Annotated in this window: 10 protein-coding genes; 4 read left to right on the top strand and 6 right to left on the bottom strand. The window is 72.3% G+C overall.

Translation table 11 applies throughout. From position 1 onward, the window contains the following. Nucleotides 1-24: 24 nt before the first annotated feature. The 3 genes from FRCN3DRAFT_RS0222480 to FRCN3DRAFT_RS0222490 are packed head-to-tail and all read right to left on the bottom strand — an operon-like array spanning nt 25 to nt 3,505. Nucleotides 25-1,248, bottom strand: a complete 1,224-nt coding sequence (locus FRCN3DRAFT_RS0222480; RefSeq protein WP_007509036.1) for an SfnB family sulfur acquisition oxidoreductase — start codon at nt 1,246-1,248, stop codon at nt 25-27. Then, nucleotides 1,245-2,354, bottom strand: a complete 1,110-nt coding sequence (locus FRCN3DRAFT_RS0222485) for an LLM class flavin-dependent oxidoreductase (protein WP_007509034.1) — start codon at nt 2,352-2,354, stop codon at nt 1,245-1,247. The genes FRCN3DRAFT_RS0222480 and FRCN3DRAFT_RS0222485 overlap by 4 nt, the downstream gene beginning before the upstream one ends. Beyond that, nucleotides 2,351-3,505 (bottom strand): LLM class flavin-dependent oxidoreductase, encoded by a 1,155-nt coding sequence (locus FRCN3DRAFT_RS0222490; protein WP_007509032.1) that lies wholly within the window; start codon nt 3,503-3,505, stop codon nt 2,351-2,353. The genes FRCN3DRAFT_RS0222485 and FRCN3DRAFT_RS0222490 overlap by 4 nt, the downstream gene beginning before the upstream one ends. 106 nt (nt 3,506-3,611) lie before the next feature. Between FRCN3DRAFT_RS0222490 and FRCN3DRAFT_RS0222495 the strand changes: the two genes are divergently transcribed. Genes FRCN3DRAFT_RS0222495 through FRCN3DRAFT_RS58225 form a run of 3 tightly spaced genes read left to right on the top strand, consistent with a single transcriptional unit; the run spans nt 3,612 to nt 5,539 of the window. Continuing rightward, complete coding sequence (locus FRCN3DRAFT_RS0222495; RefSeq protein WP_007509029.1) at nt 3,612-4,868, top strand: acyl-CoA dehydrogenase family protein; 1,257 nt, start codon at nt 3,612-3,614, stop codon at nt 4,866-4,868. Between the two features lie 36 nt (nt 4,869-4,904). Further along, nucleotides 4,905-5,231, top strand: coding sequence for a hypothetical protein (locus FRCN3DRAFT_RS58220; RefSeq protein WP_198536019.1), 327 nt, complete (start codon nt 4,905-4,907; stop codon nt 5,229-5,231). 53 nt (nt 5,232-5,284) lie between these two features. Beyond that, the gene (locus FRCN3DRAFT_RS58225) at nt 5,285-5,539 is read left to right on the top strand and encodes a hypothetical protein (RefSeq protein ID WP_483414356.1); all 255 of its coding nucleotides are present in this window, start codon (nt 5,285-5,287) and stop codon (nt 5,537-5,539) included. A 235-nt stretch (nt 5,540-5,774) separates the two neighbouring features. On the opposite strand, the gene FRCN3DRAFT_RS0222505 is transcribed toward FRCN3DRAFT_RS58225, so the two are convergent. Then, entirely contained in the window at nt 5,775-6,692 is a 918-nt protein-coding gene (locus tag FRCN3DRAFT_RS0222505; RefSeq protein WP_007509023.1) for a TIGR03564 family F420-dependent LLM class oxidoreductase, read from the bottom strand. 106 nt (nt 6,693-6,798) lie between these two features. On the opposite strand from FRCN3DRAFT_RS0222505, the gene FRCN3DRAFT_RS0222510 reads away from it, so the two are divergent. Continuing rightward, nucleotides 6,799-7,353: a TetR/AcrR family transcriptional regulator gene (locus FRCN3DRAFT_RS0222510; RefSeq protein WP_007509022.1), complete on the top strand. Its 555-nt coding sequence runs from the start codon at nt 6,799-6,801 to the stop codon at nt 7,351-7,353. Between the two features lie 160 nt (nt 7,354-7,513). Here FRCN3DRAFT_RS0222510 and FRCN3DRAFT_RS49740 read toward each other — a convergent pair whose 3' ends face one another. Continuing rightward, nucleotides 7,514-11,437: an NB-ARC domain-containing protein gene (locus FRCN3DRAFT_RS49740; protein ID WP_007509020.1), complete on the bottom strand. Its 3,924-nt coding sequence runs from the start codon at nt 11,435-11,437 to the stop codon at nt 7,514-7,516. Nucleotides 11,438-11,599: 162 nt separating this feature from the next. Further along, nucleotides 11,600-12,535, bottom strand: a complete 936-nt coding sequence (locus FRCN3DRAFT_RS0222520) for a zinc-binding dehydrogenase (protein WP_007509018.1) — start codon at nt 12,533-12,535, stop codon at nt 11,600-11,602. Between the last annotated feature and the right edge of the window lie 84 nt (nt 12,536-12,619).

A 12,619-nucleotide genomic window follows, 5' to 3' on the forward strand; every position in this document is an offset into this window, starting at 1 on the left:
CCGGATCCCTGCCACGACGCGCGCCTAGACCAGGCCGTGGTTCGGTGGCAGCACGCCGTTGATGATGTGGTTGCCGTTGTGCACGTACTTCCAGCGCGCCGGGTCATGCAGGGTGTGCGTACGGGCATTGCGCCAGTGACGGTCCAGGTCGTGCGCCGCGTCGGACGCCGAGGCGCCCATCAGCCCGAAGATCTCGCTGGCGACCTCGACGGCGACGTCGCCGCCGAACGCCTTCGCCTCGGCCACCGCCAGTGACGCCGCGCCCGCGGCCTCGGCACTGGGCCGGGGCCCCTGTGCGGCCGCCGCGTCGAGCGTCTCGGCCGCCCGCCGCAGCAGCGCCTCCGCGGCGTGGACCTTGGCGCCGAGCTGGCCGAAGCGCAGGAGCACGTGCGGCTCGTCGGCGGCGCGTTCCTCGGCGGCCTCGAACCACGGCCGGGCCTGCTCGCGCACGAACCGCGCGCCGTCGGCGAGCGCGGCGCCCGCGATGCCGACGTCGATGGCCGCGTGCAGGATCTGGCCGAACGCGCCGGCCACCTGCGGCCGCTCGTACGTGTGCCAGTGCGCCACGACGTTCTCCGGGGCGACGGCCACGTCCGTCAGCCGCGTCGTGCCGCTCATCGTCGCCCGCTGCCCGAAGGCGCTCCAGTCCTGCAGCACCTCCACGCCGTCCGCGTCACGCGGGACGTACGCGACCACCAGCCGGTCCGCCTCGTCGAGCGCGAACACCGGGATCCACGTCGCCGTCAACGCGCCCGTGCAGTAGTACTTGGTGCCGTTCAGGCGCAGCGTCCCGTCGGCCGCCGGCAGCAGCCGGGTCCGCATGTCCATGACGTGCTTCGTGCCGCGCTCCGACAGGGCGTTGCCGAACCGCGCGCCCGTCAGCACGTCGCCCAGCAGCCGCCGCTGCTGCTCCTCGGTGCCGTCGTGGCGCAGGACCGAGACGAACACGTAGTGGTTCTGCGGCACCTGCGCCACCGACGGGTCCGCGACCGCGAGCCGCCGGAACACCTCGGCGAGGGTCACGGCCGACACGTCGGCGCCGCCGAGGCGCGCCGGCACCGTCAGTCCGAGCAGCCCACTGCGGCCCAGCGCCGCGAGCTCCTCCACCGGCACCCGCGCCTGCCGGTCGCGCTCGGCCGCGCCGTCGCGCAGCGTCGCGGCGAACGCGTCGGCGATCTGGAGCGCCTCGGCGTCGGAGCCAACGACGTGCGCACCGACGGCTTCGCCGCCGACGGCCCCGTGGCTCACGGCGCCACCGCCCATCCCCCACCGGCGGATGGCACCAGGCGGCGGACCCGGGGGATGACCTCCTCGGCGAACCGCCGCATCTCCGGTTCGAACGGCTGGAACTGCAGCATGAAGGTCTCGATCCCCTCGGCGTGGAAGTCGCGGATCCGCTCGGCGACCTGGTCGTAGGTGCCGACGAGGCCGGCCGCGGTCCCGCCGTTGGTGCCGATCGCGGGGAACTGGGCGTGGGTCTGGAACATCACCGCCTTGGTGTCGATGTGCTTCAACATCTCCGCCACCTTCGGCTCGTCCCTGGCCGCGATCTCCCAGGCGAACGCGAGTGCCTCGCGCGCCTGCGCCTCGGTCTCGCGCGCGATCACGAACGCCGACAGCCCGAAGCGCAGCGGCGGCTGGCCGGCGCGCCCACGGCTCGCGACGTCGGCGACGATGGCGCGCACCCGCTCGATCGGCTGGCCGTTGATGAAGTACAGGTCCGCGAGGTCGGCGCCCAGCGCGCGCGCCGGCTCGGACTCGCCGCCGAGATAGATACGCGGGCGGTCCCGGAAGCGGTCCTCGGGGCGCAGCAGGTAGCCGTCGACGTCGAAGTGCCGGCCGTGGAACGTCGTGCGCCGGCCTTCGAGGAGCGAGCGCGCGACCGTCAGCCATTCGCGGCCGTAGGCGTAGCGCTCGTCGTGTTCGAGGAACGGCAGCCCGGCCTTCTCGATCTCGGGCTTGTACCAGGCGTTGACCAGGTTGATGGCGAACCGGCCCTGGCTGATCTCCTCGATCTGCAGGGCCTGCTTGGCCAGCACGACCGGGTGGTACAGGAACGGCTTGATCGCCGTGATGATCTCGATGCGCTCCGTCGCCTCGGCCAGCGCGGCCGACGCGGTCCATGCCTCCAGGCCGTCGAGCTCGTCGCTCCAAGGGTTGATCGTGTGCTGGGCGACCAGCGTCGTGTCGTAGCCGAGCGCCTCGGCCTCGACGATCTGCCGCCGGTTGCGCAGGTAGCTGGCGTCGGGCGGGTCGTCGGGGTGGTGCAGCGACGCCCAGGTCCCGTTGATCAGCGCCCAGACGCCGAAGCGCAGCGGGTGCGTCGCACCGCCCGCCGGCGGGTGCCCGCTCATCGCCGCCCCTCCCCCACGAGCGTGCCGTAGCCAAGCGCGGCGTCGCCGCCAGGCAGGCCCTCGGTCTCCTGGAGGGCGGGCAGCACCAGCTCGGCGAACCGGTACGCCTCCTCAAGCAGCGGGACGCCGGAGAGGATGAAGGTGGAGATGCCGACGGCCTGGAAGTCGCGCAGCCGGCGCAGGACGGTCGCGGGCGAGCCGACGATCGCCGTCGCCGCGCCGGGGCGCACCAGGCCGAAGCCCGACCACAGCGCGTCGTCGAACTCGAGCGCTCGCGGGTCGTCCGGGATCTGGCCGCCGTGCAGCGCCAGCTGGTGCTGCTGGACCTGCGAATCGGTGCCCGCGAACGCCCGCTGGATCGAGGCGACGACGGCCGGGTCCATGGTGCGCAGGATGCGGGCGGCCTCGGCCCAGGCCTCCTCGTCGGTGTCGCGGACGACGACGTACAGCCGGATCCCGTAGCGCAGGGTCCGCCCGAGCTCGGCGGCACGCGCCGCGACCCGGCCGATCCGCTCGGCGGTGTTGGCCGGGGTGTCGCCGTAGACGAGGTAGGTGTCGATGTGGCGCGCGGCGACCTCGACCGCGGCAGGCGACGCTCCGCCGAACCACAGCGGTGGCGTGGGCTTCTGCACCGACGGCAGCGCCAGCTTGCCGCCCCGCACCGTGACGAAGTCGCCTTCGACGTCGACGACCTCGCCGGCGACGGCGGCCCGCCACGCCGGGATCCACTCGTCGGTGTAGCGGTAGCGGTCGTCGTGGGCGAGCGTCGAGCCCATCGAGGCGAGCGTGGCGGCGTCACCGTTGACGATGTTCAGCAGGACGCGCCCGCGGGTGAACTGGTCGAGCGTGACGGTCATCTTGGCGGCCAGCATCGGTGACAACAGCGGCGGGTGGACGGCCAGCAGGAAGCGCATCCGCTCGGTGTGCGAGGCGAGGGCGGCGGCCAGGATGTGGACGTCGTGCGGGCCGGTGGCCAGCAGCGCGCCATCGAAACCCAGACCGTCGATGGCACCCGCGAGCTGCTTGAGGTAGGCGAAGTCCACGTCGCGCACGCCACTGGGTGACCATGGCGCGCGGCCGTCCGGGGCGGTGAGGTACCAGAGGACCTCGGGGTCGGGCGAGGATGACGAGCGGGTCCCGGGCGAAGCCACGGGAGAATTCTACAAAACCGCTGGTTAAGGTACCTTTTCGACAGTTTTCACCCCACGTGTCGCCGCACTCGGCCGCAGCGCCGAACCCACCACCGGGAGTCGACGCATGACCACCTCCGTGCAATCCGCTCTCGCCGCGCGCGGGCTGCTGGACCGGGCGTTCCCACCACCGCGTCTGAACGACGAGGAGCGCGGCGTTCTCGGCCGCCTTCAGGCCGTGCTCGACGAGCAGGTCGAGCCGGCCGCCGCCGAGCACGACGCGCGGGGGCGCTACCCGGCCTCGTCGATCACCGCGCTCAAGCCGACGGGCATCACCTTCGCCTCCCTGCCCCGCGAGCTCGGCGGCATCGCCGCGTCACACCGGCTGACGCTGGAGGCGCAGGTGCGCATGGCCGTCGCGGACAGCTCCGTCGCGCAGATCTTCCGCGTCCATGAGGATTGCGTCCGCGAGCTGCACATCACCGCGGGCCCGGAGCTGCGGACCCGGCTGGGCGAGCTGCTCGTCACCCAGCGCCAGGTCATCGGCCTGGCCGCGGCGGAGAACGGCCGGCGCGTCGACAGCCCGATGACGACGCTCGCGCACCGCCGCGACGACGGCTCCTACCTGCTCGACGGCACCAAGATCTACACCACCGGCGCCGCAGGCTCGGACCTGATCGCCGTGGCCGCCTTCGACCCGGTCGCCGGGGCAGCCAACCCGCTGGACGGCGTCAGGACGTTCCTCGTGCCGCCGGACGCGCCGGGCGTACGCATCGCCTACGACTGGGACGCGCTCGGCCAGCGGGCCACCGAGTCGGGAACCATCACCTTCACCGAGGTCGAGGTCTCCCCGCTGCTCGGCGGCCTGCTGGCCACCGGGCTCATGCCGCACTCCGGGCCGCGTTTCCAGGCGGGCTTCGCCGCCGAGCTGGTCGGCCTCGGCATCGCCGCGCTGCGCGCCGCCGCGCCGTTCGTCCGCGACCGCAGCCGACCATGGCCGTCGGCCGACGTCGAGCAGGCCTCCGAGGACCCCACCGTCCGGGCCCTGGCCGGCGAGCTGACCGCCGATCTCGTCGCCGCCTACACCGCCGTCATCGCCACCGGCGACCTGCTCGACGCCTTCGAGGCGGGCCAGGTCGACCGCACGCAGCTGGCCGTGCCCATCTACGCCGCCAAGGCCACGGCCAGCCGCGCCGCCGTCCGCGCGACCTCGGAGATCTTCGCACTGATGGGCACCCGGTCCGCGAGGCGCGAGCTCGGCTTCGACCGCTTCTGGCGCAACGCGCGCACGCTCTCGCTGCACGACCCGGTCGCCTGGAAGCACATCGAGATCGGCCGCCACGTACTCGAAGGCTGGGAGCCCGAGCCGGGCCTGTACCAGTGACGCAGGCGCCCGCTCCCCCGCTCCCTGAAGATCGCCGTGACCGTGTCGCCGTCGTCGCGAATGCGGCAGAATCACGACGCCGGCAACACGCCGGCGGCGATCAGGGCTTCGCTTGTGAGGGTGAAGAACATGGGCGCGACGGTGACCGCGGTCAGCAGCAAAGGCCAGTACTCGTTCACCAAGCCGAACCGGGACAGCATCACGTTGCTGGCCGGGCTCGGGGTAGAAGGGGACGTGCACGCGGGTGTGACGGTCAGGCATCGCTCACGCGTCGCGCGGGATCCCACCCAGCCCAATCTGCGGCAGGTCCACCTCATCCACGAGGAACTCTTCGCCGAGGTAGGTGGCAAGGATTCACGGTAGCGCCCGGTGAACTCGGCGAGAACATCACGACACGTGGCATCGCTCTGCTCGACCTGCCCGTCGGCACATTGCTGCACATCGGCGCCGAGGCGGTCGTGGAGGTCACTGGTCTGCGCAATCCCTGCCGCCAGATCGACAACTTCCAGGAGGGGCTGCTGAAGCAGGTCGTGGGCCGCGATGAGGCGGGGAATATCGTGCGCAAGGCCGGAATCATGAGCATCGTGAGACAGGGCGGTACGGTGCGTCCCAGCGACACCATCATCGTGGAGCTTCCCGGCAAGCCGTACCGGCCACTGGAGCCGGTTTAGCGTTGCCTTAGGCAAGGCTCTGTCTGCCCGCTCGACGAGTCAGACCCAGCAGCGGCCTGGCTGCTCCCCTCGCGCGTCGTGGAGGCACCTGGGGATCCTGCACGTCCTGTCAGACGTCGGGGCCACGAAACGGTACTGGTCGTGGCCCCGACGTCTGACAGGATTCCCCGCAACGTCGGACACGATGAGGGGGCGGCCGCGCGCAGGGTGAACGTGCCGGGCGCGGCGCATCAGGTCACACCGCGGCGAGCTCCCCACGCAGCGCGGCGAGCAGTTCCAGCGTCCTGGTCCACTCCCGCTCGTCGCCGACCGGGCCGACGACCAGCTCGGTGACGCCGGCCGCCGCGAACTCACCGAGGGCCCGCGCCACCGCGTCCTCGTCACCGGCGATGACCGTCTCCTCGACACCCGAGCGTCCCTGGCGCTCCAGCACGGCCCGGTAGCCCGGGAACTGGGAGGCGAACCCGACCTGCTCGGCGACCCACCGCCGGGTGGCGTCGGGATCCGCGGTCACGCTCGCCACCACCGTCGCCACGATCCGGGGAGCCGGCCTCCCGGCACTCGTGGCCGCTTCGGTGAGGGTCGGGGCGATGTAGTCCCCGATCAGCTCGGAACCGGTCCACACGGTCACGGTGCCGTCGGCGAGCTCGCCTGCGATCCGCAGCATCACCGGCCCGAGCGCGGACAGCAGCACCGACGGCGGTGGCGTGTTCGGCGCGTCGACCGCGCCGGTCGCGGTGAGTGTCTCCCCGTGGTAATCAACCTGCTCGCCGCGCAGCAGCGGCAGCAGCGCCGACAGGTACTCGCGGACATGCCGAGCCGGTTTGTCGTACGAGTAGCCGAACATGCCCTCGATGATCGGTGGATGGCTCGGGCCGACCCCGAGCGTGAACGGCTGCCCGCTGACCGCCTGCACGGTCAGCGCCTGTCCCGCAAGCGCGATCGGGTGCCGGGGGTAGGTCTGCACGATGGCCGTGCCCAGCGCGAGGCCCGGTGCCGCCTGAGCGCTGAGGGCGGCGACCGTGAGCGCGTCCCAGGAGAAGATCTGGCTGAAGTAGGCGCTGTCGAGGCCGGCGGCCGCGGCGGCCCGGACCTGGTCGATGAGCGCCTGTGGGCTCGGGCCGACCCCGTTGACGTACAGACCGATCTTCACGATCCCTCCAAGGTGAATCGGACGTTCCGGTTCCGCTACCAGGCGGACCGTAACATGAACCTCCAGTTCCGTTTCGTTGAGGGGTTCGATCGAAGGGGTCGCCGTCGTGCGCACCGACGCCCGCCGTAACCGCGAGCTCATCGTCACCACCGCGAGCAGGCTGCTCACCCAGCACGGGGCGGCGGTGTCGATGGAGGAGATCGCGCGCACGGCCGGCCTCGGCGTCGGAACGCTCTATCGGCACTTCCCGGACCGGCGGACCCTCCTGGAGGACATCGCCGCGGACGCCGTCGGGCAGCTGCTCGCGGCGGGCCACGCCGAACAGGCCCGGAGCCTGACCGGGTGGGAGGTCCTGCTCCAACTGGTGCGGCGCTGCACGGACCTGCCGCTGGCCCTGATCAAGGAGCTGGCCGGCGGCCAGCCACCGCGTTCCCAGGTCCAGGACCTGGTCACGGAGCTCAACGCCCTGCTGGCGCAGATCGCCGCGCGGGCGCAGCGCGAAGGGTCGCTGCGCGCCGACATCCCGCCCGCCGAGGTCGTCGGCCTGCTCAACGTCATGCTCTGCCGCCCGGGCGCCCGCGCCGACGACCACCTCACGACCGTGATGCTCGACGGCCTGCGGGCCGATGGCGGCCCACGCGCCGACAGACCGGCCGACTAACCAGGTAACGGAGACGCATCAGAAGGCCGCTCTCGCTCGGCGACCTCGCGACCTTGATCCAAGTTTGACGGGGCCACCGTGTCGCGAGGAACAGAGACGCCAGGCACCGGGCACCGGTCCATAGAGCCGTGCTTTGCCGGACAGGCTGGACCAGGGCTGGCTAGCGATGGCAGCGAAGCAGCACGGCGCCGAGAGTCGTGGTGCAGCAGAGACAGTCGTCGCGCCATCGAATCCCGGAGACATTCATGCCGACCCTCAAGGCGGTCACCTCGGTGCCGGTGGCCACGTCCCGCAGCCGCACGGTGCCGTCCTCAGGGCCAGTAGAAGCCAGCAGCCCGCCGTCCGGCGAGAACGTCATTGCGGCATATCGGCCAGCGGCCCATGCGGCATGTTCGACCCCGCTGGCGGTATCCCACAGCTGAATTATTCCCTCATCGCTGACGGTCGCCAGCAGTCGGCTGTCCGGTGAGAACACCACATTTTCCACGCCTCCGAGGCGGCAGGTAAGCATGGCGATCTCGACCCCGGTGGCGGTCTCCGACAATCGCGCCGTCCCGTCGTCGTCGCCAAACGTAGCCACCAGCAGGCTGTCCGGCGAGAAGGCCACCTCCTGCACCCAGCCGGCGTGGCCGACCAGCACGGCAAGCTCGGTGCAGCTGGCTGTTTCCCACATGCGCACCGTCCCGTCCTCGTCCCCGGACGCGGCCACCAGCCGACCGTCCGGTGAGAACACCACGGCCTGCCCCGTGTTGTCGGGGCTGCCCAGAACGGCCCGCTCGGCGCCGCTGGTCGTGTCCCACAGCCTCGCCGGCCCCCCGTATTGGCGAGTAGCCAGCAGCGTGCCGTCCGGTGAGAGTGCCAATACCTGCACCGGGCCGCTGGCAAAAGCCAGCACCACGCGTTCCGCGCCGTCGGCGGTTTCCCAGATCCGCACCGTGTTGTCGTCGGCAGCGGTGACCAGCAACGCGCCGTCGGATGAGAACACCGTCGAGATCACCAGTGCGGTGTGGCCGTTCAGAGCGGCGCGTTCGGTGCCGTCGGCGGTTTCCCGGAGGGTCACCGTCCCGTCCTCCGCGCCGATCGCCAGCAGATCACCGCTCGGCGACGACGCCATCACGGCCGCCCAGCCGCCACTGTGGCTGGCGAAGGCGGCGCGCTCGATGCCGCTACGTGCCTCCCAGAGCCGTACCGTCGCGTCGGGGCTGACGATGACCAGCAGCTCGCCATCCGGGCGGAAGACGACATCCCGTACCTCTCCAAGGCCGGCCGGTACTGTGGCGCGTCCGATGTCGCCGGAGACGTCCCACAGGCGTGCCGTCCGGTCGTCGCTGACGGTGGCGAGCAGCTGGCCGTCTGGCGAGAACGCCACATCCGCCACGGCCCCGAGGTGACCGGTCAGCACCGCGAGCTCGGCACCGCGGTCCGTCTCCCACAACCGCGCCGTCCCGTCGTCCCCACCGGTGGCCAGCAGCCGGCCATCCCGCGAGAACACCACTGCCCGCACCGACCGACTGTGACCGGCGAGTCCGGCGAGCTCGGCGTCGCCGGCGGTGTCCCACAACCGGACTGACCCTTCCAACAGGCCACCGGCGGTGGCCAGCACCCTGCCGTCCGGGGAGAACTCCGCCGCCTGAACTCGGGAGTCGTCAGGGACGGCGCGCACGGCGCCGCTGGTGATATCCCACAGCCACACGGTCCCGTGGCTGTCAGCGGCGGCCAGCAGACGGCCATCCTCCGGCGAGAACATCACCCCCCGCGCCTGGCCGCCACGAAAGGTCAGCGCGGCGCGCTCGACGCCGCTGTCCGTCTCCCACACCCGCACCGAGCCGTCCTCGCCCCCGGCGACGAGCAGGCGGCCGTCCGGCGAGAACTCCACCGAGACCACCCAGCCGACGTGGCCGACCAGTACGGCGCGCTCGACGCCGCTGGCCGCCTCCCACACCCGCACGCGGCCGTCCTCGGCGGTGGCGAACAGACCGCCGTCCGGCGAGAACGCGACCGCGGCGACCGAGCTCAGGTGACGGACCAGAACGGCGGATTCGAAAGGGCGGTCGATCTTCCACAGTCGCAGCGTCGCGTCATCGCCGAGGGTGGCTAGCAGCCGGCCGTCTGGTGAGAACCGCACGTCGCGCACCCAGACGGGGTGGCCAGTGAGAACCGCGGACTCGGTGCCGCTGTCCGTGTTCCACAACCGTGCCGTCCCGTCTCGGCTGCCAGTGGCCAGCAGACGACCGTCTGACGCGAAGGCCACGGCGGTCACCGCGTCGGTGTGGCCGGCCAGGACGCGCCGCTGAGCCTGGCTGGTGGCCTCGGTCGACCAGACGACGCCCAGATATGGATGAGCGAAGGACTCGGCGTAGGACTCGGCGATGGCTGCGAGAGCGGGGATCGTGGCGAGTCGAGCCGCCAAGGTCGGGCCGAGGCCACCCGGCAGGGGCGCGCCGGTCAGCAGGTGGGCGCTGCCCGCCAGCACTCGCCCGAACAGAGGCGCCCGTTCACCGCCCGTGCTCGCCAGGTCGGCCTCGACCGCCAGACTGGACCCGGTGCGCTGGATCGAGGCTTCGATCCAGCGCGGGTCGCAGGCGAGCGCGCCGGCCTCGTCGACCAGGCCTGCGGCGCGCAGATGGTGCATGAGTCGGCGTGTCAGGTAGTCGCCGACCGGGCCGTCGGGCAGCAGCCACCACCGGCCCCGCCCGTCCGCGCCGGTCACGAGGACGCGGAAGGCGGCGACCAGCGCGGCGTGCGCCGCTTTCTGCCCGGCCGTGCCGAGCTCGCTGCGCAGGTGAGCCCGCAGCACGTCGTGCAGGCCGAACCTCGGGCCGTCGTCGCTCCACCGGCGGCGCAGCAGGCTCAGGTCGACCAGCCGGTCGCACAGCCTGCGGGCCTCGCGGCCATCAGGATCACCGGCACGGCCCCACAGCAACGCGACGACCTCGATCGGCACGTAGGTGTCCTCGGGGAAGATGCCGAGATCCAGGTAGTGACGTTGGCTGGCTTCGGGTAACTGGGACAGGCTCGCGTTGATGGTGGCTCGCACGCTGAACTGGCGGTCACGCTCATCCGCCACGTCCAAGGTTGCCGGCCCGTCGTTGACCAACTGCCGAAGAAGCCAGGCAGCGGCCTGCTCGAGGCCGGCGCGCTCCCGCACGGCGAGGGCGAGCTGGCTACCGGCCAGGCCGAGCAGCAGCGGCCAGCCTCCTGTCCAGGCGAGCAGGTCCGCCACCAGCGGCTCGGGGAGCCCGTCCACCGGGCCGCACAGCAGTTCCCGAGCCTCGTCGTCGGCCATCTGATCGACCAGCAGCGACCGGGCACCGACCGGCAGAACGCGACGGATGCGGGTGATGACGAGCAGTCCGCAGGCCCGGCCGACGGCCAGGAAGGGGGCGAGCTGGGAGGCCCGCCAGACGTCGTCGACCACAAGCAGCACCGGAGGCCGGGCCTCGAGCAGGGCGGCGACCCGGGCCGCGGCCCTGGCTGGGTCGGAGGACCCAGCCGGGGCACCCACCAGGCTGATGGCCAGGTCATCGAGCAGGGCGGCCAGCGCGGCACCGTGGCGTTCCTCCCCGACCTCGACCCACAGCAGGCCGCCAGGAAACGCCTGACGTACCTCATCGCGGGCACAGACCGCGGCGGCGAGCGTGGTCTTGCCGAAGCCGCCCTCGCCCTCGATGCCGGTCGTCCTCCCAGCCACCGGGCCGGCCGGGCCCAGCAGCGCCGCGAGCAGCTCGACCTCCAGCTCCGGGCGAGCGACGACCAGAGCCGGCGGTGGGGGCAGCTGCCAGGGCGGGTCGGGAGCAGGCCCGACGCCCGGCGGCCCGGGCGCGACGTCGGAGGCCGTCCCGTTCCCGGTGAACGCGGGATTGTGTGGATAGAGCGCACGAGCCGCGGCGAACAGCCGCGCCTGCCCCTCCTTCATGACACCGGCGCGCAGCGCCTGGCACACCGCGTCCCAGAACTGCAACGGCGTCGCGGCGTCGAACGGGATGTGGACGTCAGGAAAGCCCGCGAGCCGCAACACGGGCAGAGCCGCCGCCCGGTCCGGGAATGCGGTGGCAAGCTCGACGGCTGTCAGGCCGTCGTTCACCTGGCACCCCCCGCGTCCGAAACCACCTAGACGGCATCGACCAAGACGGCGGCACGACCCCGTCCCGGTGATGCACATCGTCCCACCAGACCGCCGATTCTGGCTCGCATTCGGTGCTCACCAAACTCCAGCAGGTCAAGGCCAGTAGGTGGTCATCTTGTGTCAGTCGACCGCGAGGACGGTTCGGCGGCGGCGGACGCTCCCGTCGAGATAGCCGGCGGCCAGGTCGTCGACCGCCCGCCAGCTGACGCGCGAGTGCTCGGCCGGGCGCAACCGGCCGGCGGCGACCAGTCCGGTCAGCTCGCGTAGCTCGCCGCCGACCGGCCAGTGGCCCCAGTAGCCCTGCAGCCGCCGGCGCGCCGGGCTCGCCAGGGCGTCCGGCGCGAGGACCGTCGGCTCGCCGGAGATCGCGCCGACCGCGACCGCCACCCCGCCCTCGCCCAGCAGCAACACCGCGGACGCGAGCACGGCGCCGCCGACGATGTCGATCACGATGTCAACCGAGCCAGCGACGTCCGCCAGGTCGGTGACGACGGCTGACGCGCCGACCTCGCGCAGCGCTGCGGCGTCTGCCGGGTCGCGCACGAGGGCGGTGACCCGCGCGCCCGCGAGCGCGGCGAGCTGGACGGCGTACCAGCCGACCCCGCCGGATGCCCCCGTGACCAGTACGTGCTGGTCCGGTCGTGGGGTGACCTCGCGCAGCGACTGCTGAGCCGAGATGCCGGGCAGGGCCAGCGCCGTGGCGGTCGCCGCGTCGACGGAGCCAGGCAGCGACGCGACGTCGGCCGCCTCGCTGACGACCAGCTCGGACCAGGCTCCCGGCGCGGGAAGCAGGGTGACGACGCGGGTCCCGGGGGCCAGCGCGGACACGGAGCCCGGGGCGTCCGGGTCGGGCGCCGCCTCGACCACGGTTCCAGCCGCGTCGAAGCCCCACACCCCGCCGGCGCCGAGCATCCGCGGCGCGTAGACGAGGTCACGGTCGACGAGCGAGACCGCCTCGACCTGAATCAGCACCTGACCGGGGCCGGGGGCCGGCTCCGGTCGCTGCTCGATGCGCAGCCCGGACGACGCGGCCGGGTCGACGACGAGCGATCTCATCGCTTCTCCTCCAGTACACACCGGACCCTTCCGGGCCGGACACAGTTCGCCACCGCTCAAATGTCCCAACCAGTTCGGTGTATT

This window comes from Pseudofrankia saprophytica (genome assembly GCF_000235425.2).
GTDB lineage: Bacteria > Actinomycetota > Actinomycetes > Frankiales > Frankiaceae > Pseudofrankia > Pseudofrankia saprophytica.